Origin of the sequence: Myxococcus sp. AB025B (assembly GCF_006518215.1) — a bacterium.
In the GTDB taxonomy this organism is placed as follows: Bacteria; Myxococcota; Myxococcia; order Myxococcales; family Myxococcaceae; genus Myxococcus; species Myxococcus fulvus.
The window spans coordinates 17,367-42,086 of sequence record NZ_SRLW01000027.1 but is presented as its reverse complement, the minus strand read 5'-3'; the positions used below and the strand labels follow the sequence as shown (position 1 = coordinate 42,086).

The window sequence follows — 24,720 nt, the reverse complement described above, 5'->3', positions numbered from 1 at the left end:
CACGCGCTCGATGCTCGAAGCCGCATGGGACGTCACGCGGTGGGCAGCACGCCGTTGCCCTCGTGGGCGATGGCCAGCGACTCGGCGGTGGCGCCCTCGGAGAACAGGGACGCGCCCTGCGCGGGACGCGCCTTGGGAGGACGACCCCGGCGCTTCGGCGCGTTCTCCTCGTTGCCGTTCGCCGCGGCCACCGGCTCCGAGGTGGCGCCCTCCGACTTCGGCCCCTTGCGCACCGGACGCGGCAGGTGGATGGCGTCCAGCTTCGTGGCCAGCTCCGGGTTCTCCTCGGAGAACACCCGCGCGTAGGCCAGCGCGCGCTGGCCCTTCTGCAGCAGCGCGTCCTGGCTCTCCTGCAGCCCCTGGCGCGCCACCTCCAGCGCCGCCTGCGCCTGGGCCACCGCCTCCGCCTTCGCTCGCACCTGCGCCGCGGCGTCGTCCAGCACGTCCCCGCTCATGTCCGGGAAGCGCACCTCCGCCAGCTCCGTGGTGAACAGCTCGAGCAGCGCACGCAGCGCCGGGGAAATGGGGTCGTTCTCGTTCGAATCGAACATGGCGGGCCTCCTGGCTCCTCGCGGTAGGGCCGCCATCTGCTCACGTGTTCAGTGTCAGATCAAGAGGGTACGCTGCGAGGCCGGATTGTCGGCCCCGCGCGCGTTTCCTCCCACACACCGCCGGCTGACGCTTCGTTCAGTGCCGACGTTCCGGCGTCAGTCCACGCGCACCAGGGCCGCCTCGCGCAGCCCCTCGTTCGCGCCGACGTCCACCGCGAGGTAGTGACGGCCCACCCCATCGAAGGTCTCCGGAATCGCGCCGCCACCTCCAGAGATGAAGGCCGGGATGCCCGCGTTGGTGAAGGAGTAGTACGAGTGGATGTGTCCGTAGAGCGTGAGGTCCACGCCCTCGCGCGCGAGCTTGCCGACGAGGCCCGCGGACTCACCGCGGTTCGCGAAGCCGCCGCCACGCAGGCCCACCGGGTCCTGGGGCGGCACGTGCATCGACACCACGTGCGTGCCGTGTCGCGACGACGCGAGCCACCCGTCGAGCTGCTCCTCCACGATGGGGTCCAGCGTGCCGCTGCTCGAGTCCACCACGGTGAAGCGCACGCCCTGGAAGACGAAGCTCTGGTTGCCCCGGCCCACGAGCGCCGTGTACTCCTCCGCGTCCTTCGAGAAGGTCTCGTGGTTGCCCAGCGTCGCGTACAGGGGAATCGGTGAGCCCGCCTCCAGGCGCTCCTGGAACTCCAGCAACTGCTCGCGCGTGCCGTTCTCCGTCAGGTCTCCGGAGAAGAGGATGAAGCGCAGCGTGGGGTCCTTCGACAGGCGCGCGTAGATGTCTCCCACGCGAGGCAGCGCCTCCTGCACGTCCGCCAGCGCCGCGAAGCGGAACGGCTCCGAGGAGTCCCAGCCCGGCGGCGCCACGTGCAGCTTCGCCACCGCGCCGGCGCGCAGTTGCACGCGCCAGGTCTTCACCGTGCGAATCGAATGGGGCACGGGCTCCACCGCGAGCAGCTCACCGTCCTCCAGCTCCGCGACGAGCTGTGCGTCCGGCATCGCGTTGCGGACCGTGAAGAGCCAGTTCGTCGTCGCGCTCGCGGCCAGCGTGGCGCGCGCGGTGAAGACCGGGGCGTTGCCCCACAACGTCACGCCTCCGGACTCCACGCCGCGCACCGCCGCGAGCCCGTCCTCCACCACGAGCGAGAGCCCGCCACCCTCCGCCTGCCCGACCTTCAGGTCGCGCATCGCGCGGTTCTCCGCAGGACGCAGACACCCCGCCAGCAACAGCGCCGACACCACGCCCACGCTTCCGAGCCGCATCACTGCGCTCCTCCCAGCAACGGCAGATGACTCGTCGTCGCGCCCTGCTTCGCGGCGTGGCGCCCCATGCAGCGTCGATGCGTCCTTCAGCCTCCGCTCCCGCATCACAGGTCACCTCCGAGCGCGAAGATACGCGACAGCTGCGTCGCCACTTCCGCGCGCGGCCGCTCGCGACCTCCCGACGCGGAGTCGGTGCACATCCACTCCCGCGTCACAGGTCACCTCCGAACGCGTAGATGAGCGACAGGCGTCCGACGAGCGCGCCACCGGCCTGCGCCTCCGCGGCCACGCCCCACGCGTCCGTCAACAGCACACGCCCGCGCAGACCGAAGTTGCCCACCACGCCTCCACCCAACGAGCGCACCCCGCCCGCGAAGTCATCCTTGCGGTGGTCGTAGTAGAGCATCGCCTCGCCCCTGAACGGCCCGCCTCCGCGCCCCAGCCACACGCCGTAGCCGAACGTGAACAGCAGCTGCGTGTGCAGGTTCCCGTCGTCCACCGGGCCGAAGTAGCTGTAGCCCTGCATCGACATGCCCAGGCTCACCTCGGCGAACGAGCCCGCCAGGGACGGGCTCACCCGCGCCATCGCGTAGCGGCCTCGCAGCCCCACGTCTCCACCGATGACGGCGAAGCCCTCGGTGGGGAAGCGATGGAACAACCCGACCAGCTCCGCGTCCAGCGACGACCCGTCCGAGCCTTCGAGCCTGCGCTCCGACACCCCGAGCAACCGATACGCCCCACCCACCCGCACCTGCGTGTTGCCCTCGTCTGGCGCCAGCCTCGCGGTGGCCCGGAGCCGCACCTCGTCGAAGCGAGCCACCGCGCCCAACGCCACGAAGTGGTCGTAGTCGAACGACGTGTCGCTCACGTACTGGTAGCCCATCTCCAGCTCCAGCGGCGGCAACGACGGCGGAGGCACCCCCGGGTCGAACGACGGCGACGCCACCGAGTACAGGCTCGCGAGCGCCGAGATGCCGAACACGCTGAAGCCCGCCAGCGTCACCGCGTACAGCGGCGCGATGGTCTTCCGCGACGCACCCGTGAGCGCGATGGGCACCCCGCCCAACGCGATGAGCCCCAGGCCCGTGCCCTCCAGCGCGAACAGCCGCTTCGCCGTGTGCCCGTCCCCCGCCACCGCCGGCGCCAACCCGTGGAACAAGAGCCCCGGCACCACCGACACCACCGCGGGCAGCACCTGGAACTCGCGCGGCTCGGCCGTCGACGACGCCGCGGGCATCAGCGTCAACGCGCCCTCGCGCGGCGCCGCCGTGGCGCTGCTCGCCAGGTCCCTGTCGGTCAGGACCCTGAGCGGGAAGTCCGACCCACCTTCGAGGTGCTCGTCCCGGGAGGACGTCTGCGCCTCGGGAGGCTCCACTCCCGGCCGCATCGCGGGCCCCACCGTGACGCGCCCCGGCAGGTCCCTCGGGATGTCCGACCCGCCCAGCTCCGGACTCCGGGCGAGCAGATCGAACGCGGAGGGTCTCACCGCCTCCAGCTCCTGCGCCCGCCCACGCATCGGCAACGCGAGCAATGCGCCCATCACCACCAGGGCAAGGGGCCTCGAGCGGGAGGACAGCTCGGACAACATCGGCGTCGCCTCGTTTCTCCGGAAGAAGGCCGACCGCCCTCCACCACCGGCCCGCGCGGCCGTGCCGGCCTACATAACCGCCCTTCCCCCGCGCGCGCCGGACACGTCCGTGAAGAAATGTGAAGCGACCCGACAGTCTCGGGCGCGGCTCCCACAACCCTCCGGAATCACGGCGACTCTTCGCCACAATCCCCCGGACCCCGGATTATCCCCCGACCGCGACGAATCATTCTGAGACCCCCAGCCCCCTCAGTCCGAGAGCTGTCACCCCCCGAGACAGTGTGCGCGGGCGAGGTGAGGGATGACTCAGGTCTCGGTTTTCCACGTGGTTTTCCACCAGGCCCCGAGGCACGGAACACCCCCGTGACGCGTTCGCATGCGACTGGAGCCCGTTCCGGGACTTTCAATGGAACAAGAGTATGCTTGGTGTTTCACGACGACCTGACCTGGCCTTGTAAACGTGGCGGAATCCCCCCCTCAGCAGTTCGGCAAGTACGTCCTTCTTTCGAAGATTGCCGCGGGCGGCATGGCCGTCACCTACCGCGCCCGGATGACGGGGGCCGCGGGCGTCACGAAGCCTTGCGTCATCAAGCAGATCCTCCCCCACTTCGTGGACGAGGCGGACTTCGTCGAGATGTTCATCGGCGAGGCGCGGCTGGTGGCCAGCATGAGCCACAGCAACATCGCGCAGGTCTTCGACTTCGGCGAGGTGGGCGGCCAGTACTTCATCGCCATGGAGCTGGTGCAGGGCCAGCCCTTGTCCAAGGTGCTGCGCCGCGCGCAGCGGGCGGGCATGGGGTTCTTCCCGGAGCCGCTCGCGCTGCACGTGGCCAGCAAGCTGTGTGACGGCCTGGACTACGCGCACCGCCACGTGGGCGAGGACGGCGTGGAGATGGGCCTGGTGCACCGGGACGTCTCGCCCGACAACGTCCTCATCTCCTACGAGGGCGAGGTCAAGGTCATCGACTTCGGCATCGCCAAGGCCACCAGCGCCGTGGAGGCGAAGACGTCTCCGGGCACGCTCAAGGGCAAGTACCCGTACTTCTCCCCGGAGCAGGCGCAGGGCCGGCAGGACCTGGACGCCCGCACGGACGTGTACGCGGCGGGCGTGGTGCTCTACGAGATGGTGTGCGGCAAGCGCCCCTACGAGGGCGAGTTCGTCACCGTCCTGCCGCGCATCCTCACGGGAGACTGTCTGCCGCCGTCGGCGAACAACCCGACGGTGAGCCCGGACTTGGAGACGGTCATCGGCAACGCGATGGCCATCGACCGGGAGGCGCGCTACCAGACGGCGAAGGAGCTGAGCGAGTCGCTGGTGGAGTTGCTCTACCGCGACAACCCGCGCTTCACGCCGACGATGCTGTCGCAGCTCATGGCGTACCTCTTCGCCGAGGAGCTGATGGCGGAGGGGCGAAAGGCGGAGGTGACGCCCGCCTTCAAGGAGCAGGTCGCGCTGTGGCAGGCGGGCATCGTGGAACCGTCGCAGGGCCGGGCCCGACCCCTGTCGTCGGGCAGCGTGTCGCGGCCCTCGAGCCCCGGCGTGCGCTCCAGGCCCGGAAGCGAGGGAGGCGCGCGGCCCCCGAGTGACGGCGCGCGACGCTCCGCTCCGGGCAGCAACCCCGACATGCGCAAGGTGTCGAGCGCGGGCGGGCGCCGTGCGACGAACACCGGCATCCCTCGCGCGGAGACCACCGGCGCGGGCCGCAAGTCCGGCTCCTACGAGCGCCCCGGTCCGCCCGTCCCGGAGCTCCCGGACGAGCCCGCCACGGACGCGGGCATCGACATCCTCAAGACGTACGTCCCCACCGTGGTCCCCGCCGCCGTGGCCGCGATGGGCGACGACCCTCGGGACACGCCGGTGGAAATGCCCGTCGTCACCGCGCAGACGGTGGCGCCGCAGCCCTCGGGTTCGGCGCGCACGTATACGGGGACGGGGTTCCGCACCGCGGCGGACGAGGCTCGCGAGAAGCTGGCCCGCGAGGAGGCCGAGCGCGGGGCGAAGCGGCAGAAGGACATGCGGACGATGACCCTCTACATGTTCGGGTCCGCCATCGTCCTGCTGTTCGTCGCGCTCTTCTACCACTTCGTCATCAAGTCCGATCCGCCCCCGGAGGCGGTGGCGGTCCACACCACCACGCTGCGAATCACGTCCACGCCCGCGGGCGCCAGCGTGAACCTCAACGGCAAGGACGTGCCGGGCAAGACGCCCGTGACGCTGGACGGCGTGCGCGTGGGCGAGGCCAACACCCTGGCGCTCACGATGCCCGGGTACTCGACGTGGATCCGCCGCTTCACCCCGGCGTCGGTGTTGCTGGAGCCGATGAACGCGGAGCTGGAGGCGCTCAAGCCTCCGGAGCCCGCGCCCGTCGCGGTGGCGCCCGTGGACGACAAGGCGGATGACGACGTCGTGTCCCTCGTCGGGGCCGAGCAGGATGGCGGCGGCGTGGCGACGGACGACGCGGGCACGGAGGCCGTGGCGGCGGAGGGCAAGCCCGCCGAGCAGCCGCAGGCCGCGGTCGAGAAGATGACCGCGTCGCGGCGGGCACTCCATGAGGTGGACTACCCCACGCGGCTGTTGGTGCTGCGGCCCCAGTACAACGCGGCGCCCATCCCCGAGTACTCGACGGCCTCCATCGACCTGAACCCCTCGCTGTCCTACTCGGTGTGGACGCAGGGCAGCGCGTCGCTGGCCGAGGGTCGGGGGACCGCGTCGGGGACGCTGGTGTACTTCATCGAGGGCGAGGGCCCGGCGGACTCGAGCTTCGGATTGTTGAGCGCGTCCACGCGGACCATCAAGAACGCTCGCAAGCTGCATGTGTTCGCGGTGGATGACAACGGGCCGGAGGACAACAGCGGCACGGTGCGCGTGAACCTCCGGCAGTCCGCGTATGTGCCTCCGCGCTCGCTCACGTTCGACGCGAAGGAGCACGCGCTGCAGCTCAAGCCCGAGCACCAGGTGGTGCTGCGCGGCCTGAATCCGCGCGCGACGTACCTGTTCACGGTGCGCGACGACTTCGCGGAGGTGCGCCCGGGGGCGAATGGGCGCATCCAGCAGATGCTGTGTGTCGAGCGGGGCACCGAGCCCGCCTCGGTGCGCGCCACGCATCGCATCCTCGAGACGGGCAAGCGCTACCAGATCACCGACACCGAGGACCTGCGCTGCTTCTTCCCGGACGTGAAGCGCGAGGACAACCAGGGCGCGCTCGAGGTGGACATCGTCGATGCCACGGCGATGACGCGCAAGGAGCGCGCCGCCGCGCTCAAGGGCTCGCGCCGCTCGGAGCGGTAGTCAGGCCCAGTCGGAACGGACGCTTCTCGCGAGCGGCGTCCTCCTCGTGGCGCCGCCATCCAGGGAGGTCGGCCGCGCGGAGAGGCGGTGGACGCGGACGACAGACACGCGGGCCCCGGCTTCGCTCGCTCACGTGCCCAGGTGCTGGGTCGACCTGCCCCCTCCGCTCTGGGGTAGCAGGCGACGGGGCGAGCCCTCCATGCGCCTCCCGGTCGGCGAGCATGAGCCGGAGCCGTTCCTCGGGGGCTCGGCGACATGCGTTCCCGGACCTGGGCGGGGTGCCTAACCTGTCCCTGTCGCACCCCGCATTCAGACGGGGCGCGATGCGAGCTGACAGCTTCCCGCCGTAAGGGCTATCGGGGCCCGTGTCGCACTCGTGGCCCGGCTCGACAAGACGGGAAAGGCACGTGGGCGCGGAGCCGAGGAGGGCACCGGGCCCACGAGTCTATCCAGGCTCCTCGCGTGAGCGCATCAGCGCCGCCAGCTCGCCGTCCCCCGGGAACGGGCTGTGCTCCAGCGCCGAGATGACGGCCTTGCGGTCCGCCTCGCCCTTGTTCTGGCTGAGCTTGAACTTGCCCTCCAGCCGCGTCACCCGGAGCTCGAACGCGACGATGCCGCCGAGCAGCCGGTTCACGTACTCCTGGGACTGCTCCATCGTCCACGGGGGAGCGTTGCCGGCCTCGTAGCGCGCCGCCGTGTCTCGCAGGATGCGCAGCACCTCGTCGCGAGACTCGATGACGCTGGGCCTGCCGTACGCGTGCACCGTGGCGTAGTTCCACGTGGGCACCTGGGAGCCCGTCGTGTACCAGGTGGGTGACACGTAGGCGTGGGGCCCCTGGAAGATGACCAGCGCGTCGCGCTCGGCGGGGAACGCGCGCCACTGCGGGTTCGGCAACGCCATGTGCGCGAGCAGTCGCAGCGCGCCCGCCGCGTCCCGCTCGACGAGGAACGGCAGGTGCGTGGCGAAGGGCGCGCCGTCCTCACCCATCGTCACCAGCACGGCGAAGGCGTGCCGCGTCATCAGCGACAGGAGACGCTCCGCGTCCCGTTCCTCGAAGTGGCGGGGGATGTACATGCCCCCTTGCGTCCCCCGGGTGGGGCCACCGCGTCAACCGGGGCTTAAGAACCGCGCAAGGTTTGTGCCCTACCTTGGTTCTCGTGCGCGGGGCCGGCGCGCGCTTCGACGTGTGTTGCGGGGAGACACCATGAAGCTCAAGGCAGGCATGTTGGCGGCCGCGCTGGTTGGCGCGGGCTGTGGCGCCCAGAAGACGCAGGACACCACCGAGCAGCAAGCCGTGGTCGCCGTCGCGGGAGCCATCAACGAGGCGCAGTCCGCGGACGTTCCCCTCGGCTCCCGGTTCCTGGAGGGGTTGCCGCTCGAAGTACAGCGCTGGGAGTACGAGGGCTTCCAGTGCGACGCCGAGCCGGAGACCGCCGAGGTGGAGGTCTGCGGACAGAGCTTCCCCTCCGAGCTCCACCTGTCCTGGACCGACTGCGAGGCGCGCGCCCGTGGGCCCCGTGGCGGAGGTTGTGGATGGGAGCGGCCGCCCGCGCCCGGTGGCGGCCCCCGGCCCGAGGACTCCGAGCGCGGTGAGGCCACGGGTGTGGTCTCCTCGGGCACGGTGGAGGTGGTGACGGCCATCGCTCCGGTCGAGGCCTGCGGTGAGGACTCGCCGCTGCGCTTCGAGCAGCAGTCCACGCACGACATCACCCACACCCTGGAGGATGGCCGGAGCGCGAAGATGGCGGGCAGCATCGCGTCCACTTCGGTGCGAGTGCCCGGCGCTCGCCAGACGCTGAGCCGCGCTGTCACCGTCGACACGACGCGCACGCACCTCGACGCGGAAGGCGTGGTGCTCGACAGCCTGCACCTCACGGGCTCGCTGGAGGAGACCTTCGACGCGGAGGCGGACTCGCCCACGCGCACCAGCAACGGCACGCTCACCGCGACGCTCGCGGATGGCAGCGCGTCCTCGGTGACGCTCACGGGCATCGTCCGGGTGCCGCCGTCCGTCTGCGCGTGGCCGCTCGCTGGCACGCAGGTGCGGACGAACGCGGAGGGCTCCACGAACACGCTGGTGTTCGGACCCGAGTGTGGACAGGCCACGCTCGACGGCGAGGCCATCACCCTGCCCGCGCGTCCGCTCGGGCCCCGTGACGGAGGATTCGGTGGCAAGCCCCCTCGGGGCGGTGGCCCCCGCGGTGGCGGGCGCTGAAGCCTCGGCGTACTCCACCCCAGGCCCCTGAAACGACACGGGGCGCGGCGCCTGCTTCCGGCACCGCGCCCCATGAGTCCGCGCATCCCCGGCCTCAGGCCGGGAGACGGCGCCTCAGATGTCGAGGTTCTGCACGTCCAGCGCGTTGCGCTCGATGAACTCGCGCCGCGGCTCCACCGCCTCGCCCATCAGCAGCGAGAAGATTTCGTCGCTCTCCACCGCGTCCTCCACCCGCACCTGCAGCAGCGTGCGCGTGAGCGGATTCATCGTCGTGTCCCAGAGCTGCTCCGGGTTCATCTCACCCAGACCCTTGTAGCGCTGCAGGCCCAGGCCCTTCTGCGCGTCCTTGCGCAGCGCCGCGTGGACCTCCTGCACCGAGTACGCCGTCACCGTCCCGGCATCCACCTTCACCTTGTACGGCGCATCCCCCAGGGACTTGAACGCATCCCGCAGGGCCACCAGCTCCACGTACTCCGGCGAGGACAGGAACGCGTGGTCGAACACCGTCGGCCGCATCGCGCCGTTCACGTCCGTGCGGAACACCAGCTTCTTCGTCCCGTTCTCCGTGTCCGTCTCCACCTCGTGCGACACCCGGCCCAGCACGTCCGGCATGCGCCGCTCGAACTCCGCGTACGCGCCCTTCACCGCCGCCGCCAGCGCCGCCTCGTCGCCCAGCACCTCCGACGTCAGCCGCGCGCCCTGCACCACCGCGTCCACCACCCGCGCGTCGCGCCGCTTCGCCTGCTTCTCCAGCCGCTCCTCGTACGTAATCACCTTCTCGAGCAGCGCCTTCAGGTCCGCCCCACCCACCTCGCCCGAGGGCGTCAGCACCCGCCCGTGCTCCGTGGCGATGCCCAGCAGGTACTCGTCCAGCGCGCGCTGGTCCTTGACGTACTTGTCCTTCTTGTTGCGCGTGACTTTGTAGAGCGGCGGCTGCGCGATGTAGAGGTAGCCCTTCTGCAGGAGCTCCGGCATCTGCCGGAAGAAGAACGTCAGCAGCAGCGTGCGGATGTGGCTGCCGTCCACGTCGGCGTCCGTCATCAGGATGATGCGGTGGTAGCGCGACTTCTCCGGGTTGTAGTCCTCCGGCCCGATGCCCGTGCCCAGCGCCGTGATGAGCGTGACGATTTCGGCGCTCGTCAGCATCTTCTCGAAGCGCGCCTTCTCCACGTTCAAAATCTTGCCGCGCAGCGGGAGGATGGCCTGGTTGCGCCTGTCCCGCCCCTGCTTCGCGGAGCCACCTGCGGAGTCACCCTCGACGATGTACAGCTCGCTCTCGTGCGGGTCGCGGCTCTGGCAGTCCGCCAGCTTCCCGGGGAGGCCGCCGCCGTCCAGCACGCCCTTGCGGCGCACCGTCTCACGCGCCTTGCGCGCCGCGATGCGCGCCCGGCACGCATCGCCAATCTTGGCGACGATCTTCTTGCCCACCATGGGCGTCTCTTCCAGGAAGGTGGCGAGCTGGTCGTTGACCATCTGCTCGACCAGGCCCTTCACCTCGCTGTTGCCCAGCTTCGTCTTCGTCTGCCCCTCGAACTGGGGGTTGGGCAGCTTCACGGAGATGACCGCGGACAGGCCCTCGCGCGCGTCCTCGCCCGCGGGCGCCTCCTTCAGGTCCTTCCAGAGGCCACCCTTCTCCGCGTAGCTGTTGAGCGTGCGCGTCAGCGCGGCCTTGAAGCCGGACAGGTGGCTGCCACCCTCGTGGGTGTTGATGTTGTTGGCGAAGGTGTAGATGCGCTCGTCGTAGCCGTCGTTCCACTGCATGGCCAGCTCGAGCGACACGCCGTCCTTCTCCACCTGGAAGGCGATGGGCTTGTCGTGCAGCACCTGCTTCGACTTGTTGAGGAACTCCACGAACGAGGAGATGCCTCCGTCGAACTTGAAGTCGTGCTCCTTGTTCGTGCGCTCGTCGCGGATGCTGATGTGCAGCCCCGCGTTGAGGAACGCCAGCTCACGCAGCCGCTGGCTGAGCGTCTCGAAGTTGAAGTCCACCGTCTCCATCACGGTGCTGTCCGGCTTGAACGCGATGAGCGTGCCGCGCTTGTCGGTGGTGCCCACCTCCTGCGGCGCCCCCTGCGAGACGCCTCGGGAGTAGGCCTGCTCGAACACCTTGCCGGCGCGCTGGACGCGGACCCTGAACCACTCCGAGAGGAAGTTCACGCACGTGACGCCCACGCCGTGCAGTCCGCCGGAGACCTTGTAGGCCCCGTTGCCGAACTTGCTGCCGGCGTGCAGCTCCGTGAGGACGACCTCCAGCGTGTCCTTGCCCTTGAACTTGGGGTCGGGGTGGGGACCCACGGGGATGCCGCGCCCGTTGTCCTGGACGCTCAGCGAGCCGTCCACGTGGATGACGACCTCGATGTCCGTGCAGTGGCCCGCGAGCGCCTCGTCCACGGCGTTGTCGACGACCTCGTACACGAGCTTGTGGAGCCCGTAGGTCATCGTGTCGCCGATGTACATGCCAGGGCGCTTGCGAACGGCCTCCAGGCCCTCGAGCTTGGTGATGCTATCGGTCCCATACTCCACGGGCGGCAAAGCGACCTCGGCGCCAGTAGCGGGGGTCTTTTCCATGTGATGCTGTCCTTGGGAAAAGGAGCCTTGCAGAAGGCCTGTGCCTACCATTTAGAGGCACACTGAACAAGAGTAACGAGCCCGCGCAAAGCTGCGTAAATATTCGTGAAAATCGCTTGGCCGCCCCCTCGGGCGGCGGCGCCCCGGGAGCGGGGGTTCAGGCGTCGAACCGCGGCGGCGGGAGGCGCTCCTCCAGCGCGGAGATCAACTCCTCGAAAACAGCTTCGCGGGCGAAGAGATGCCGGGTGACGAGCACCCTTCCCTCTTCCTTGAGGAACAGACCGAGCACGTTCCCCCGCCGACCGAGCCGGCGCACCGAATCAATCTGGCCCCAGTGCAGGTCCAGCTCGCTGGCGCTGAAGGGGCGGGCCACGCGCACGCCGCGCGCGTCCAGGGTGACGCCCCAGCCGGTGCGCGGGCGCAGCCGGTGGAGGGCCACGAGGAAGGCGAGCATCAGCCCCGCGCTCACCCCGGCGCGGGCCAGCTCCTGCACGCCGCCACCGTCCTGGGCGTTGGCCAGGGCCCAGGCCGTCAATACCGCCAGCACGCAGGCGCCCAGGAAGAGCGCGATACGGGGGACGCGAGGGTCGAAGGCGTAGAAGCGCTGGCTCGTCATGAGTGCGGGCGCACCCTACCCGTCCTGGAGGACGGGTGCGCGCTTTTGCGCGGTGCGATGTTCGCCGCCCGGCGCGGGCACCCTAGGCTGGGGGCGTCCCATGACCGATGCCGAACTGAACGACCGCCTCCTCACCAACGTCATCGCCTTCAAGCACCTGCAACGGGAGCGGGGCATGCTGCGCCACTTCGGCGCCCCGGGCCTGGATGCCTTCAGCCTGCCGACCCATCCCGCCGAGTCCCACTTCCAGCAGGCCTGCTTCCGGACGACCCAGGCGCTCGCCGAGGGACTGCCCGCGCTGGAGGACTTCTACCGGCGCCAGGGCATCCCGGCCTGGCGCGTGGCGGTGCTGCCCGGCCAGGACGAAGGGGCCAGGCTGTTGGGCGCGCACGGCTACCGCCCCGACAACCGGCTGCCCGGCATGGGGCTGGCGCTCGCGGACCTCCCGGACGAGCGCCCCACCTTCCCCCTCGTGGAGACCGAGTCGCAGGAGGAGATGGTGGCGCTCAACATCCGCGTCTGGGGCAAGTGGGACGACCTGCTCTCCGTGTGGAACCAGCCGCCCCGGCTGCCCGTGCGCACGCTGGTTGCTCGCGAGCAGGGCCGCGCGCTGGCGTGTGGCTTCAGCCTGGACGTGGACGACACCGCGGGCGTGTACATGGTCGTCACGCTGCCGGAGGCGCGGGGCCGGGGGCTGGCCTCGGAGGTGATGAAGGGCCTGCTCTCCGGGGCCCGCGCCCGGGGCCTCGCCGCCTCCGTGCTCCAGGCCACCGAGCAGGGCCGGAGCGTGTACCGCAAGCTTGGCTACCGCGAGCTGGGGGACTGGGTGAACTGGGCGCGCGTCGCGTGAGGTGGGAGCCTCAACGCAGCGCCTCCAGCTCCTCCAGGATGGCGAACACCCGCGAGGGCTGGCGCGCCTCGCCGAGCCGCGCGGACAGCCCTCGCGCGGCGAGCCGGGCCACGTGCGCCATGCGCACCAGCCGCACGCGCCCCAGCTCCCCGTCCACCGCCGCCACCAGCCGCGGCGGACGGCCGTCGGGCGTGTCCACCGCCAGCCCCTTGGCCAGCGTCACCAGGGCCGCCGCGGGGAACAGCTCCTCCACCTGCGCGCGCGGGGAGGTGCGGGACGTCAGGCCGCCTGGTGTCTGCGCACGGCGTCCAGCAGCGTGTCCACGTCCACGGGCTTGCGCAGGTGTCCACACGCGCCAATCTCCTCCGCCACCTGGCGGGCGTTGGCGGACGCGGAGAAGACGAGCACGGGGATGTCACGCCACGCGGGAACCTGGCGCATGGCCCGCGCGAAGCCGGCGCCATCCAGCACGGGCATCATCATGTCGAGCAGCACCAGCACCGGCAGCGACGACATGTCCCCGAGGACGTCGAGCGCGTGCTTGCCATTGATGGCCCCCGTCACCGAATAGCCCGCGTCGCGCAGCACCTCCTCCAGTGCCTCGCGCAGGTCCGCGTCGTCGTCCACCACCAGCAACGGCCCAGTCACGCACTCGCCTCCTTCTCTCGACTCCACCACCCGACGGCCTCGAGACTATCTCGCGCCACCCACGCATACGTCACATGTCTCGACGGGAGGCGGGCGCTCCGCCCCAGGCTCGGGTCGTGTTGTCGGCGCGGTGTTGAGCATTGGCCAATACGAGCCACCAGCGGCGTGTGCATCTGGGGATTCCTCGTGAAGCAGTGAAGCGCGCTGGGTGACGAGCGACCGCGCGGACTCCCGGGTGCTGGGAGTCGATACGCGTCCGGGGGCGAACGGGGCCTCACCCCCGAGACCTAAGGGTGCGACCTCCTCTGTCTCGGAGACACCGTCCCCGTGTTTCACGACGTGCGCGCGCGCGGGTCCGCCCCCATCTCCTTGCCTCGCCCGCGCGAGGACCGAAGGGGCCATGGAGGCCCGCCATCATGCGCGGACGGAAGCCGGGGGACGCCATGACCGAAGCACTCTCTCGCCGTGCCTGGCTGGGGCACGCCGCCGCCGTCGCGGGGCTGGGCCTGCTCACGGCCGCCCCGCGCGCCCAGGCCCAGCGAAGCATCAAGGAGGACCTGCCGGTGGTGCGCGCGCTGCTCGCCGCCGAGCGCGACGCCGTCGCGACGCATGATGCCCTGGCCGGCGTGCTCGCGGCCGCGCCCGCCACCGACGCGCTGTTCGCCTTCCGGGGGCTGTTCGAGGCGCTGCTCTCGCGCTTCCGCCAGCAGCACGCGGAGCACGCCGGACGGCTGGTGGACGCGCTCGTCCAGCAGCGAGGCACCGACGACGTGGGCGCGGGCACGGCCAGGCTCCCCGAGGACTTCGCGCCCTGCCTCCAGAACGCGCTCGACCTGCTGACCAACCTGGAGAAGGCGTGCGCCCTCACCTACACCCAGGCGCAGACCGCCCTGAGGCTCGACGCCAACGGGGGGCTCGCCGCGAGCCTCGGCGCGGTCGCCTCCCAGCGCTTCGTCGTGCTGAACCTGCTCGCGCGCGGCCTCGCCACCCCGCCCGCTGCCACCGCGAACCAGCCCGCGGACGCGCTCGCGAGCCTCGTCGCCGCGTGGGTTCCGCGCACGCTGGCCATCAGCCTGGACGACGGCGCGGGCCTCGACGACGAGACCGGGCTGCCCTTCTACGACGTGACCCGCTGAAGGAGCCCCCCATGACTGCGAACCCGCGCCTCGCCCGCCGCCGCGTCCTCCAATGCCTGGGCCTCGCCACGGGCGCCCACGCGCTCGGGGCCTGTGAGGCCCCCATGGAGTACCGGCCGAACCAGGAGGTGAACCCCATCGAGCGCGCCCGGGAGGTGGGCGCCCTCAACACGCTGCTCGCCGCCGAGTACTCGCTCGTCGCGGCCTACGCCCAGGCCACCTCGCGCCTCGTGGCCGCGCGCGATGACCCGGCGCGCCCCCAGGCGGAGCGGGAGCTGGCCGTGCTCGCGCTCGGGCTGGCACGGGCCTTCCAGCAGCATCACGCCGCGCACGCGGCGCTGCTCGCCCGGACGATGACGGACCTGGGCGCCATCCCCGTGCGCGAGGACACGGTCTCCTACGCGCCGCCCGCGGGCTTCAAGCCCTCCGTCGGCAACGTCCTGAAGCTGTCGGCCAACGAGGAGCGCCGCTCCATCATCGCCTTCACCCGCGTGCTCGCCTCCATCCAGACGCCGAGCACGCGCTTCGTGCTCGCCTCCATCCAGGGCATCCACGCGCAGCACTTCGCGGTGCTCACGGCCCTCGTCGAATCACGGCTGGAGATGGCGCCCGCGCTCGACGCCGCGCGCGTGGTGCCCCGCCCCTTCGTCGCCTCCACCGAGGAGCTGGGCGGCGGCGAGGGCCTGGGCGCGGAGCCGGACCTCGCCGTCGGAGACGCGGGCTGACAAGGCCCTACCGCCAGGACAGCTCGAACTCGCTGTCGAGCAGCGCCACCTGCCGCCCGCTCACGCACACGTCACGGGCGCCCACCGCCTCCAGCGCGCCGCGCAGCACGCCCTCGTGGTACGCGGCGGGCATGAAGTCGCGGCGCATGATGAAGCGCGCGCTGCGCTCGCCCGTCCACACCGGGTAGCGCTCCCCGTAGCTCACCGCCATGCGGTACGCGTCACCCAGGGACTCGAGCAGCAGGCGGGGACTGCCCGCCGACTCCGCCAGGAGCTCCCGGCCGAACAGCGACGCCAGGAAGTCCACCGTGGCCTGCGCGCCCATGCGCTCGAGCACCTCGTCGAAGCCGCCCTGCCGGGGCGCCAGCAGCCGCGCCGCCGTGGACACCATGCGCAGGTAGCGCGACACCGAGTAGAGCTGGAACGGGTTGATTTCCCACACGCCCGCCACGCCCTTGCACCGCGCGACGGAGCCCTCGCCGCCCAGGAACGCGATGACGTGCAGCGCGCCGCGGAAGAACATCCCGCGCGCCTGGTCGTCCTCGGTCGCGGCCAACCGGCGCTGCTCCAGCTCCCACGCCGCGCCACCACCGCTCACATCCATGCTCACGTACATGGTCGTCTCCCCCGAGGGGCTCGCACTGCCTCGGCTCAGGGGACACGTCCGGCGCCTGCTCAGGTCTTTCTGTTTTCGCCGGATTCCCCCCACTTCCTAGATGCCAACCCTCTCATATTTTTCTGCCCCTGTCGAATGGTTCGAGATGGCCCCGGGGTCCGGGCCAGGTTCCGCCAGCGCACGAAGCGCCCGGATTCCAGGCACATGGACGTCTCGGAGGCCACGAGCCTGGAGGTCCCCCGGGTGCGGGGGACCTGGGAGGTGCGGGGAAGGGCCCTTCACGGGCGGCGCCCGGGTCAGCGGGCGGCGAGCACGGACTCGGCGGCGCGCAGGCCCGCGCCGGCCTCCATCCGGTGACCGGCGGCGAGCAGGGCGCGCTCCACGGCGCCCACGGTGACGAGCACGTCGCCGGGGCCCACGCGGTTCATGTGGCCCACGCGGAAGTAGCGCGTCTTGAGGTCCGGGTGGAGTCCGCCGGCAATCACCACGCCCTCGGCCTTCACGCGCCCGACGAGCGAGGCGTCCACGCCCTCCGGGTAGTAGACGGCGCTGAGCGTGTTCGCCGTCACCGTCTCGGACACGGGCAACAGGCGCAGCCCCAGCGCGCTCCACGCGGCGCGGAAGGCGCGGGCCAGGCGCTGGTGACGGGCGAAGCGCGCCTCCATGCCCTCGGCCAGAATCTGCCCCAGGCTCACGTCCAGCGCGCTGACGAGGTTGACGGGCGGCGTGGCGAAGTACGAGGGCTTGCCGCCCGCGTACGCCTCCATGATGGGCAGCCACTCCGCCCAGTCCGAGTACACGCTGGCCACCGGCGCCTTGCGGCCCCTCCACGCCGCCATCGCCTGGGGGCTCGCGGTGACGAGCGCGAGGCCGGGCGGCACGCCCACCGCCTTCTGGCTCGCCGTCAGGTACACGTCCGCGCCCCACGCGTCCTGGTGGAACACCTCGCCCGCGGTGGCGCAGACGCCGTCCACCACCGACAGCACGCCGAGCGCGCGCGGCCTTCACCAGCCCCTCCACCGGCGCGAGCACACCCGTGGACGTGTCCACGTGCGTGACGGTCATCACCTTGAAGCCGCCGCGCTCCAGCTGGGACTTCACCTCCGCCACCGAGGGCGCGTCGCCCGGGGAGGCGCGCACGTGCGTCACCTTCGCGCCGTGCCGCTCGAGAATCTTCGCCATCCGGTCACTGAAGTAACCGGTGTTCACCACGAGGGCCGCGTCGCCGGGCTCCACCAGGTTGGCCACGGCCATCTCCATGGCCAGGGTGCCGGAGCCGGAGACGACGAAGGGCTGCGCCAAAGGGGCGAGGCACACCTCGCGCAACCGCTGCAGCGCCCGGCCGAAGGTGACGATGAAGGCCGGGTCCGTGTGGCTGAGCGAGGGGGCGCCCAGCGCGCGCAGCACCTCTTCCTCGAACTCCACGGGCCCCGGAATCATCAGCAGTTCTCTCACGGCGTCACCACTCCTCAGGGGGCTCGGGGGCTCCGAGCGGTTGGGCGTCACGGTACAGGCACGGGGGACGACGGGCGGGAGCGTCGTGCCCCCGGGGGCGCACTCACAGTCGTTCGAGCAGCTCCCACAGGATGGAGAAGCCCTGCCGGAAGTCCTGCAGGTGCGCCTGCTCGTTCGGCGCGTGGTAGTACTTCATGTCCCCGAAGCCCGTTATCTGCACGTCGCAGCCCTGACGCTGCAGGTCCCTCACCAGGGGCAGCGAGCCGGTGAGCGAGAAGGGCTGCGCGTCCACGCCGCGCACGGCCTTCATCGCGTCCTTCAGGGCCTGGAGGCCCGGCGAGTCCAGCCGGCACGCGATGCCCTCGGTGCCGCCGCCCTGGAAGCGCAGGGCCAGCCGGCCGCGCCGCCCGTCCTCGGTGCGCGTGCGAGGCCAGCCGGCGGGGACGTCGCCGCGCTCCAGCCGCGCGTCCAGCTCCCGCACGAAGTCCTCGGTGGCGCGCCGCACCTCGGCCATGTCGTGGAAGGGCGTCAGGCGGACGTCACCCTTCACCACCACGTCGCCGGGAATCTTGTTCTCCTTGGTGTTGGACGCCTCGACCACGGTGGCCTTGAGGCTGGAGGTCGCGAGGAAGCCCCAGCGCTTCTCGTCCTCGTTGGGCGGGTAGCGCGCGTGGAACCAGCGGCCCAGCTCCAGCGACGCGGCCATCGCCAGCTCCAGCGCATTCACACAGTTCTGCGGCATGCCCGAGTGGCCGCCCACGCCCGTCACCTTCAGCTCCCACACGCTGTTGCCCGCGGTGCCCACGGTGGGGCCGAAGTTGGCGCTGTCCAGCCAGTACACCGGCTGGCCCACCAGGTCCTTGAGCCGGCCCTGCTCGGCCACGTAGCTCAGGCCCAGGCCGGGCAGGTCCCCCGCCTCCTCGTTGGCGATGAGCACCACCTTGAGGGTGCGGCGCGGGCGCACGTTGGCCTCGGCCAGCTGCGCGAGCAGGTCCGTGGCCACCGCGACGTGGCCCAGGCAGTCGGTGACGCCGCGCCCGTAGAGCACGCCGTCCGGGCCCTCCCATAGCTCGAAGGGGCTGCGCTCCCAGCCCTCGGCGACCTGGTCCGCGGGGACCACGTCGAAGTGCGCGCCCACGAAGCCCACCGCGCCCTCGCCCGTGCCCTTCACGGTGAGCACCAGGCTGACGCGCGACTCGTTGCCCTGGGACGCGAGCGCCTCCGCGTGGATGAAGCCGCTGGCGATGTGCGGGGCCAGCGCGTCCAGCACCACCTGCGCGGCCAGCCGCTCCTGGGGCACCAGCCCCGCCTCCAGGTTGTTCTGCAGCCGGGGCGTCAGGGCGATGAGACGGCGGAGCACATCCAGGAAGCGGTCTTCCTTCAACATGAGCGCGGACATGGGCGCGGATTGGAGCCCAGGTGCCGACAGGATGTCACTGAAAACGACGACGCCGGAGCCCCGTGGAGAGCCCCGGCGTCGACACTTCGGCGGGCCCCGCTCAGCGGTAGGTCAGCGCCTGCGAGTCCATGCGGGCCGCCTGGCCCGTGGTGAACGTGTTCATGCAGGAGTCGTCCGTGTAGTCCATGAAGTTGGTGATGGGGTCGTTGCCCGCGGAGGAGCAGGTGTTGCGACCCGTGGGGCAGCCGTACGCGGGCGAGGCCTCCGCCGGCGTGTCGCTGACGGAGTCGTTCGTGGTGGAGCAGCCGCCCTGGAACGTGTGGTACAGGCCCAGCCAGTGGCCGACCTCGTGCGTGCCCGTGTCACCCAGGTTGTACGGCGCCGCGCTGCCGCCCGGCACGCTGGAGTACAGAATCACCACGCCGTCCATCGTCGGGTTGCTGGCGTAGCTGGAGGGGAACGTCGCCCAGCCGAGCAGGCCGCCGCTCAGGTTCGCCGAGTAGATGTTGAGCGCGTTCTTGCCGCCCTTGCGCAGCGCCGTCTTCATCGCGCGCTCCGCGGACGAGCCCGAGCCCAGGTTGTACCAGGTGCTGTTCGTCGTGCGGTCCGTCGCCGTCAGCGTGAACCTGAACGGCGTGTTCGCGTACGCGGCGTTCAGCACCGCAATCTGGTTGGTAATCATGGCCGTGGTGATGTCGCCGTTCGCCACGCCCGTGCCCTTGTTGATGACATGGAAGTAGACGGGGATGTTCACCGAGCCGTTCGGACGCGCGAAGGCCGACACCGCGCGCTCCGACTGGAAGCGGCGCTCCATGTCCGCCATCTCCTCGTGCGTCGGGTTCACGCCGCAGCCGCGACCCTCGATGGCCTGCTGACCGGGCTGCTCCTCGGCCGCCGGAGGCGTGGGCTCCGGCTGCTGGGACTCCGGAGCGCTCGAACAGCCGGACAGCAACGCCAGGACACCGATGACCACGGAGAAACGGCCACTGCGACGCGCAACGAAGCTGGACATTCCCGACTCCTCGGAAAATGCGTGGAATACGTACTTTCCACGAAACGCCGTCTCATAGTCAAACCGCCCCCTGGTGTGACGGCGGGGGGTGGGATTGGAATGTCCGTGGAGGACACACCATGACGCGCAAATCCATTCATCGTCGGCGGGAGCTGTTCATCACGGAGCTGGGGGAGACGCCGAAGCCGCCCGGGACGGGGAAGCCCGGCGGCCCCAAGCCGATAACGACGATGGCCGTGGGCGAGGAGTCGAAGCCGCCAGACAGCGGCCCACGCGATTGACGCGGTGCGCGTCCCTGGAGCTCCCACCCGGCATCTGCTTCGCTTGGCGTCCATGACGACTGGCGTGGTGGCACTGGTGGGCTCCCGGGAGGACCTCCACATCCAGGAGGTGGGCCGGAGGCTGGAGGCCCTGGGTGTGGCGAGCGTCGTGGTGGACACGCTGACGTTCCCCGACGAGACGCGGATGTCGCTGACCGAGGACCTGGCTGGCATCCGCGTGGACGGGCGCGAGCTGGGGCGTCCCGCCGCGGCGTACCTGCGCGGGCTGCACACGCATCCGTTGGCGCACGGGGTCGACGCCTCGGAGGCGATGGCGGAGGACTGGCGCACCACGCTCACCGTGTTCCGCGAGAAGGCCACGTTCCTGTTGGGGGTGCTCGGCCGGTGGGAGCGGTTGGGCGTGCCGCTGTACAACCCGCCCTCGGCGGACTGGGTGCTGCACAAGCCCGTGCAGCTGAGCGCGCTTCGGGCCGCGGGGCTGCCGGTGCCTCGCACGCTGTGGACGAACGAGCCAGAGGCGGTGCGCCGCTTCGCCTCGAGCGGACGCGTGGCCTACAAGCCCGTCATGGGCGGGGCCGCGACGCAGGAGCTCCTGCCGGAGGACCTCACCGACGCGCGGCTCGCGGCGCTGGCCGCGTCCCCCGTCACCTTCCAGGAGCTGCTCCCGGGCGAGGACCTTCGCGTCTTCGTGCTGGACGGCGAGGTCATCGCGAGCCTGCACATCGTCACCTCCGCGCTGGACTTCCGGCAGAACGAGGAGCGCATCGAGCAGGTGGTGCTCCCGGACGCGGTGGCGCGGCAGTGCGTGAAGGCGTGCGAGGTGCTCGGCCTGCGCTGGACGGGGCTGGACCTCAAGCGGGGCGTGGACGGTGAGCTGAAGTTACTGGAGCTCAACGGCTCGCCCATGTTCCTCGGCTTCGACGCGGGCGGAGGCACGGACGTGGCCGGGCACTTCACGCGGGCGCTGGCGAAGCACGCGCGGGGCGGTTGAGGCGCGCTATCGCCACAGCGTGGCGAGCACCGTGCGCGAGGCCCCCCACGCCAGCGCGCCGAGGACGAGCACCAGCACGGCGGTGAACAGCAGCGGGCGATGGGGACGCGGGTGCATCACCGCGCGCAGCTCCTCCGTCATCGCCGGGTCCGCGTCCAGGTCCTCGTCGTCACGGGGAGACGTCATCGCTGCTCCAGCTGGTTCTCGACGAGCGCGCGGTAGCGGCCACCGGGGATGAGCACCAGCTCGTCGTGGGTGCCCTCCTCGACGACGCGCCCCTGGTCGAGCACGACAATCTTGTCCGCGCGGCGCACGGTGGACAGGCGGTGGGCCACGACGACGAGCGTGCGTCCGGCGGCCTCCCGCTGGAGCGCCTCGGTGATGGCTCGCTCCAGGGATGCGTCCAGGTGGCTGGTGGCCTCGTCGAGGAAGAGCACGCGCGGATTGCGATAGATGGCGCGCGCGAGCTGGAGCCGCTGCTCCTCGCCTCCGGACAGCCGCACGCCCGCTTCGCCGATGCGCGTCTTGAGGCCATTGGGCAGCGCGAGCAGCTCATCCAGGCACGCGGTTCGCGCGGCGTGCAGCAGTCGCTCCGCGTCCGGCGTGTCGTCGCCCAGGGCGATGTTCTCCGCGAGGGTGCCGTCGAAGATGTCGGTCTTCTGGAAGACGAAGGCCACCGAGCGGCGCAGCGCCACCGGGTCGAAGGTCTCCAGCGGCTGGCCGTCGTAGCGCACCTGCCCCTGCTCGGGGCGATACAGGCCGTAGAGCACCTGGGTGAGCGTCGTCTTGCCCGCGCCGGAGCGGCCGACGATGGCGGTCATCTTCCCCGCGGGCAGCGTGAAGCTCACGTCGTCCAGCACGGGCGGCTCGCTGGGAGAGCCGTAGCGGAAGGTGACGTGGTCCAGGCGCAGCTCGGGGGCGCGGGTGAGGGCGCCGGTGCCCTGCGCGGTGTCGTCGCGCAGCTCGGGCGAGGACTCGTAGACGATGTCCACGCGGCGCAGGGAGATGACCACGTCCTGGAGCTGGTGGATGAACATCACCAGGTTCTGCATGGGCGCGAGCGCGAGGCCAAGAATCGCGAGCGTCGCCACCATCTGCCCCAGCGTGAGCCGGCCCTCGAGGACCAGGTGCGCCTCGTAGACGAGGATGCCCATGGACACGGCCTGGTTGACCAGCTGCGCGCCGGAGGTGTGCACGGTGTCGTGCAGCCAGATGCGGCGCGCGGCCTCGGCCTCGCGGGCCTGGAGCTTCTCCCAGCGCGTGCGGGCCTGTCGCTCGGCGCCGCAGGCCTTGAGCGTCTGGATGCCGCCGAGCATCTGCAGCTCCAGCCGGCTGGCCTCGGCCGCGACGCGGAAGCGCTGGTGGTCCAGCACCGTGCGACGCGGCATCAGCAAGAGCGTCCACACCGCGTACACGAAGGCCCCGCCCGCGAAGAGGGCGAAGACGGCGCGGTCGTAGAGGAACAGCACGGCGCCGTAGCCCACGAGCATCACCAGGTCCAGCAGCACGGACACGGACGCGCCCTGGAGGATGCGGCGGATGCGCTGGTGGTCCTCGATGCGCTTGAGCAAATCCCCCCGGTGACGCCGCGCGAAGAACGTCACCGGCAGGGACAACAGGCGCCGCCAGAACTGCGCGAGCAGCAGCGCGGAGAAGCCTCGCGACAACAGGAAGAGGCCCGCGCCGCGCGCAATCGACACGGCGACCTGCGCGACGAGCAGCACCGCCAGCCCCAAGCCCACGGCGGTGAGCAGGGAGATGTCCCGGCCGCCCACGGCCTTGTCCACGAGCCCCTGGATGAGCAGCGGCTGTGCGAGCGCGAGCGCCTGGAGCAGCAGCGTGGTGACGAACACCTGGAACAGCAGCAGGCGGTAGCGCAAGAGGCCCCGTCCGAAGCGTCGCAGCGCGCCGAAGCGGCGGGACGTGACGGGCGCGGTGGGGGCGGGACGGAAGAGGGCCTCGGTGGCCTCCAGCGAGAGGAGGATTCCGTCCCAGTGCTCACCGAGCTTCGCGCGCGGGATGCGCCGCAGGCCCTGCTCCGGGTCCCCGACGACGGCCTCCTTCGGGGTGACGGCGTAGAGGACGACGAAGTGGTGGTCATCCCAGTGCGCGATGCCGGGGAGGAGCGCCTGGCCCTCCGCATCCTCCAAATCGGTGGGGTCCTCCACATGGAAGGCGCGGACCTTGAAGCCGACCTGCTCCGCGGCGCTGGCGAGGTCCGGCAACGAGGTGCCCACCGCCTGGACGTGGGCGAGGTCCTTGAGCGCGGCGAGCGAGTGCGTGGCGCCGTGATACGCCGAAATCATCTCCAGACACGCCGGCCCGCAGTCCGCCTCCTCGAGCTGGTGGCGCAGTGGATACGGTTCCAGGGCGACGGCGAGCCGGGAGCGGGGCACGGCGCAATCGCTATCACGGAGCGCCGGGGGCAACCAGCCACCACCCGACACGACGCACAGCGGCTTGAACCCGGCGCCACGAGCGTCAACGCGAGGCCCGGACCACGGGGCGCATCAGGTCGCTGGGGTATGAGGCCTCTCCCTTCGGAACCGGCCGGTCATACCGCCCGGTGACGCGGTACCAGTCCGGGTGGCCGCCGATGCTCTCCTTGAGCCCCTGGGTGAGGCGCAGCAGGTTGTTGGTCTCCTCGCGGGAGAGCGGATGCCGGGCACAGACCTCCGCGAGGCCGGCCTCGATTTCGAGGAACTCCTTGCACCAGCGACGCATGTCGTCGTGCGCCTCCGCCAGGGCCCTCTCCCGGGACCAGCCACGCTCGGCTTGTAGCACCAGCACCAGGTTGTGCACGTCGCCACGCGTGAGCTCCTTCTCGACGGAGCAGACGTCGTTCATGGTGTCGATGAGGTCCGCGGTCAGGTCGAGCAGCCGCCGCACCCCGGGGACCTGCCGTGCCCGCTCGGTGGTCTCGAAGCCGTTCGCCTTCTCCGTCAGGTCCGTCATCAGGTAGACGGCACCGGACTTGCGGCGCAGCTCGAGATAGCCATCACGGGTCTGAGCCCGGTCGCTCTGCCGCCACCAGGCCTCTTCGGGAAACGCCTCGATGTAGCACCGCCAATGCCGCGCCGCGCGCCGCCGCCACTCGAGCGAGGCGCCCTGGCAGGTGCGCCTCCACACGTCCGCCAGCGCGGTGGCGAGGACCCCTTCGGGGACCGGGCCCGCGCCTTGCTCCTGGAGGACGGCGAGCAGCGCGTCACAGTCATCCTGCGTCCGCTCGGGGGACAGGTCCTGCGCCCCGTCGAACTGCTCCTCGATGAGGGTCGCGACGATGATGGCGTCGAGGCCCAGGTCGAGCGCGGCGCCCGAGGCATGGGGGAGCCAACGGGCCGTGAGGTCCGCGATGTCCCACGCGCGATAGCGACGCGCGTCGACGTCACCGACCACCAGCCCGCACCTGCGGGCCCACTCGAGGTTGCGCTGTCGCGCGGCGTCCCGGTCCGGGCTGCAGAGCGACACGAAGGGCATGGGGAAGTTCACGGCCACGTTCATCGCGTCCTCCGGACG

21 protein-coding genes and 1 pseudogene are annotated in these 24,720 nt (G+C 71.0%); 7 read left to right on the top strand and 15 right to left on the bottom strand.

The annotated features are described in order from the left end of the window. Positions 1-32: 32 nt before the first annotated feature. The 3 genes from FL311_RS06890 to FL311_RS06880 all read right to left on the bottom strand — a co-directional run bounded on the left by FL311_RS06890 (position 33) and on the right by FL311_RS06880 (position 3,402). Complete coding sequence (locus FL311_RS06890) at positions 33-551, bottom strand: hypothetical protein (protein WP_141324139.1); 519 nt, start codon at positions 549-551, stop codon at positions 33-35. Between the two features lie 156 nt (positions 552-707). Continuing rightward, entirely contained in the window at positions 708-1,814 is a 1,107-nt protein-coding gene (locus FL311_RS06885) for a metallophosphoesterase (protein ID WP_141324138.1), read from the bottom strand. Positions 1,815-2,025: 211 nt separating this feature from the next. Further along, a complete protein-coding gene (locus tag FL311_RS06880) occupies positions 2,026-3,402 on the bottom strand; it encodes a hypothetical protein (RefSeq protein WP_141324137.1) in 1,377 nt (458 codons plus the stop codon). A gap of 460 nt (positions 3,403-3,862) precedes the next feature. On the opposite strand from FL311_RS06880, the gene FL311_RS06875 reads away from it, so the two are divergent. Continuing rightward, a complete protein-coding gene (locus FL311_RS06875; protein ID WP_141324136.1) occupies positions 3,863-6,691 on the top strand; it encodes a serine/threonine-protein kinase in 2,829 nt (942 codons plus the stop codon). A gap of 445 nt (positions 6,692-7,136) precedes the next feature. Here the strand turns inward: FL311_RS06875 and FL311_RS06870 are convergent, their stop codons facing one another. Further along, positions 7,137-7,766, bottom strand: coding sequence for an FMN-binding negative transcriptional regulator (locus tag FL311_RS06870; RefSeq protein WP_141324135.1), 630 nt, complete (start codon positions 7,764-7,766; stop codon positions 7,137-7,139). A 130-nt stretch (positions 7,767-7,896) separates the two neighbouring features. On the opposite strand from FL311_RS06870, the gene FL311_RS06865 reads away from it, so the two are divergent. Continuing rightward, positions 7,897-8,907 (top strand): hypothetical protein, encoded by a 1,011-nt coding sequence (locus FL311_RS06865; RefSeq protein ID WP_141324134.1) that lies wholly within the window; start codon positions 7,897-7,899, stop codon positions 8,905-8,907. Positions 8,908-9,021: 114 nt separating this feature from the next. On the opposite strand, the gene gyrB is transcribed toward FL311_RS06865, so the two are convergent. Beyond that, positions 9,022-11,475 (bottom strand): DNA topoisomerase (ATP-hydrolyzing) subunit B, encoded by a 2,454-nt coding sequence (gene gyrB, locus FL311_RS06860; RefSeq protein ID WP_141324133.1) that lies wholly within the window; start codon positions 11,473-11,475, stop codon positions 9,022-9,024. Positions 11,476-11,632: 157 nt separating this feature from the next. Then, positions 11,633-12,091 (bottom strand): hypothetical protein, encoded by a 459-nt coding sequence (locus FL311_RS06855; RefSeq protein WP_141324132.1) that lies wholly within the window; start codon positions 12,089-12,091, stop codon positions 11,633-11,635. Between the two features lie 100 nt (positions 12,092-12,191). On the opposite strand from FL311_RS06855, the gene FL311_RS06850 reads away from it, so the two are divergent. Next, the gene (locus FL311_RS06850; protein ID WP_194869092.1) at positions 12,192-12,941 is read left to right on the top strand and encodes a GNAT family N-acetyltransferase; all 750 of its coding nucleotides are present in this window, start codon (positions 12,192-12,194) and stop codon (positions 12,939-12,941) included. Between the two features lie 10 nt (positions 12,942-12,951). Here the strand turns inward: FL311_RS06850 and FL311_RS06845 are convergent, their stop codons facing one another. Together FL311_RS06845 and FL311_RS06840 are read right to left on the bottom strand one after the other, a co-directional pair. Beyond that, the gene (locus FL311_RS06845) at positions 12,952-13,194 is read right to left on the bottom strand and encodes a hypothetical protein (protein ID WP_228556714.1); all 243 of its coding nucleotides are present in this window, start codon (positions 13,192-13,194) and stop codon (positions 12,952-12,954) included. 26 nt (positions 13,195-13,220) lie between these two features. After that, positions 13,221-13,589: a response regulator gene (locus FL311_RS06840; protein WP_141324131.1), complete on the bottom strand. Its 369-nt coding sequence runs from the start codon at positions 13,587-13,589 to the stop codon at positions 13,221-13,223. A 416-nt stretch (positions 13,590-14,005) separates the two neighbouring features. On the opposite strand from FL311_RS06840, the gene FL311_RS06835 reads away from it, so the two are divergent. Then, the gene (locus FL311_RS06835) at positions 14,006-14,725 is read left to right on the top strand and encodes a hypothetical protein (RefSeq protein ID WP_141324130.1); all 720 of its coding nucleotides are present in this window, start codon (positions 14,006-14,008) and stop codon (positions 14,723-14,725) included. An 11-nt stretch (positions 14,726-14,736) separates the two neighbouring features. Next, positions 14,737-15,450 (top strand): ferritin-like domain-containing protein, encoded by a 714-nt coding sequence (locus FL311_RS06830; protein ID WP_141324129.1) that lies wholly within the window; start codon positions 14,737-14,739, stop codon positions 15,448-15,450. 7 nt (positions 15,451-15,457) lie between these two features. Here FL311_RS06830 and FL311_RS06825 read toward each other — a convergent pair whose 3' ends face one another. The 4 genes and pseudogenes from FL311_RS06825 to FL311_RS06810 form a co-directional block, all read right to left on the bottom strand. Further along, positions 15,458-16,066 carry a TIGR02265 family protein gene (locus tag FL311_RS06825; protein ID WP_141324128.1) on the bottom strand — a complete coding sequence of 203 codons (609 nt, stop codon included), beginning with the start codon at positions 16,064-16,066 and terminating at the stop codon, positions 15,458-15,460. Positions 16,067-16,362: 296 nt separating this feature from the next. Then, positions 16,363-17,521, bottom strand: a pseudogene (locus FL311_RS06820) (alanine--glyoxylate aminotransferase family protein). Positions 17,522-17,624: 103 nt separating this feature from the next. Then, complete coding sequence (locus FL311_RS06815) at positions 17,625-18,920, bottom strand: M20/M25/M40 family metallo-hydrolase (RefSeq protein ID WP_141324127.1); 1,296 nt, start codon at positions 18,918-18,920, stop codon at positions 17,625-17,627. 100 nt (positions 18,921-19,020) lie between these two features. After that, positions 19,021-19,932 (bottom strand): zinc metalloprotease, encoded by a 912-nt coding sequence (locus FL311_RS06810; RefSeq protein WP_141324126.1) that lies wholly within the window; start codon positions 19,930-19,932, stop codon positions 19,021-19,023. A 119-nt stretch (positions 19,933-20,051) separates the two neighbouring features. Here FL311_RS06810 and FL311_RS06805 point away from each other — a divergent pair, with 119 nt between their 5' ends. Next, complete coding sequence (locus tag FL311_RS06805) at positions 20,052-20,213, top strand: hypothetical protein (protein ID WP_153882669.1); 162 nt, start codon at positions 20,052-20,054, stop codon at positions 20,211-20,213. A gap of 52 nt (positions 20,214-20,265) precedes the next feature. Continuing rightward, entirely contained in the window at positions 20,266-21,204 is a 939-nt protein-coding gene (locus FL311_RS06800; protein WP_141324125.1) for a RimK family alpha-L-glutamate ligase, read from the top strand. Between the two features lie 6 nt (positions 21,205-21,210). Here the strand turns inward: FL311_RS06800 and FL311_RS06795 are convergent, their stop codons facing one another. The 3 genes from FL311_RS06795 to FL311_RS06785 form a co-directional block, all read right to left on the bottom strand. Continuing rightward, entirely contained in the window at positions 21,211-21,390 is a 180-nt protein-coding gene (locus tag FL311_RS06795; protein WP_141324124.1) for a hypothetical protein, read from the bottom strand. Next, complete coding sequence (locus FL311_RS06790; protein ID WP_141324123.1) at positions 21,387-23,600, bottom strand: peptidase domain-containing ABC transporter; 2,214 nt, start codon at positions 23,598-23,600, stop codon at positions 21,387-21,389. The genes FL311_RS06795 and FL311_RS06790 overlap by 4 nt, the downstream gene beginning before the upstream one ends. 85 nt (positions 23,601-23,685) lie before the next feature. Next, a complete protein-coding gene (locus tag FL311_RS06785) occupies positions 23,686-24,705 on the bottom strand; it encodes a hypothetical protein (protein WP_141324122.1) in 1,020 nt (339 codons plus the stop codon). Positions 24,706-24,720 lie beyond the last annotated feature (15 nt).

Excerpts from the sequence above, each read along its gene's own strand:
- FL311_RS06890 (WP_141324139.1), bottom strand. The coding sequence starts at position 551 with ATGTTCGATTCGAACGAGAACGACCCCATTTCCCCGGCGCTGCGTGCG.
- FL311_RS06885 (WP_141324138.1), bottom strand. The coding sequence starts at position 1,814 with ATGCGGCTCGGAAGCGTGGGCGTGGTGTCGGCGCTGTTGCTGGCGGGG.
- FL311_RS06880 (WP_141324137.1), bottom strand. The coding sequence starts at position 3,402 with ATGTTGTCCGAGCTGTCCTCCCGCTCGAGGCCCCTTGCCCTGGTGGTG.
- FL311_RS06870 (WP_141324135.1), bottom strand. The coding sequence starts at position 7,766 with ATGTACATCCCCCGCCACTTCGAGGAACGGGACGCGGAGCGTCTCCTG.
- FL311_RS06865 (WP_141324134.1), top strand. The coding sequence starts at position 7,897 with ATGAAGCTCAAGGCAGGCATGTTGGCGGCCGCGCTGGTTGGCGCGGGC.
- gyrB (WP_141324133.1), bottom strand. The coding sequence starts at position 11,475 with ATGGAAAAGACCCCCGCTACTGGCGCCGAGGTCGCTTTGCCGCCCGTG.
- FL311_RS06855 (WP_141324132.1), bottom strand. The coding sequence starts at position 12,091 with ATGACGAGCCAGCGCTTCTACGCCTTCGACCCTCGCGTCCCCCGTATC.
- FL311_RS06850 (WP_194869092.1), top strand. The coding sequence starts at position 12,192 with ATGACCGATGCCGAACTGAACGACCGCCTCCTCACCAACGTCATCGCC.
- FL311_RS06835 (WP_141324130.1), top strand. The coding sequence starts at position 14,006 with ATGCGCGGACGGAAGCCGGGGGACGCCATGACCGAAGCACTCTCTCGC.
- FL311_RS06830 (WP_141324129.1), top strand. The coding sequence starts at position 14,737 with ATGACTGCGAACCCGCGCCTCGCCCGCCGCCGCGTCCTCCAATGCCTG.
- FL311_RS06825 (WP_141324128.1), bottom strand. The coding sequence starts at position 16,066 with ATGTACGTGAGCATGGATGTGAGCGGTGGTGGCGCGGCGTGGGAGCTG.
- FL311_RS06815 (WP_141324127.1), bottom strand. The coding sequence starts at position 18,920 with ATGTCCGCGCTCATGTTGAAGGAAGACCGCTTCCTGGATGTGCTCCGC.
- FL311_RS06810 (WP_141324126.1), bottom strand. The coding sequence starts at position 19,932 with ATGTCCAGCTTCGTTGCGCGTCGCAGTGGCCGTTTCTCCGTGGTCATC.
- FL311_RS06805 (WP_153882669.1), top strand. The coding sequence starts at position 20,052 with ATGACGCGCAAATCCATTCATCGTCGGCGGGAGCTGTTCATCACGGAG.
- FL311_RS06800 (WP_141324125.1), top strand. The coding sequence starts at position 20,266 with ATGACGACTGGCGTGGTGGCACTGGTGGGCTCCCGGGAGGACCTCCAC.
- FL311_RS06795 (WP_141324124.1), bottom strand. The coding sequence starts at position 21,390 with ATGACGTCTCCCCGTGACGACGAGGACCTGGACGCGGACCCGGCGATG.
- FL311_RS06785 (WP_141324122.1), bottom strand. The coding sequence starts at position 24,705 with ATGAACGTGGCCGTGAACTTCCCCATGCCCTTCGTGTCGCTCTGCAGC.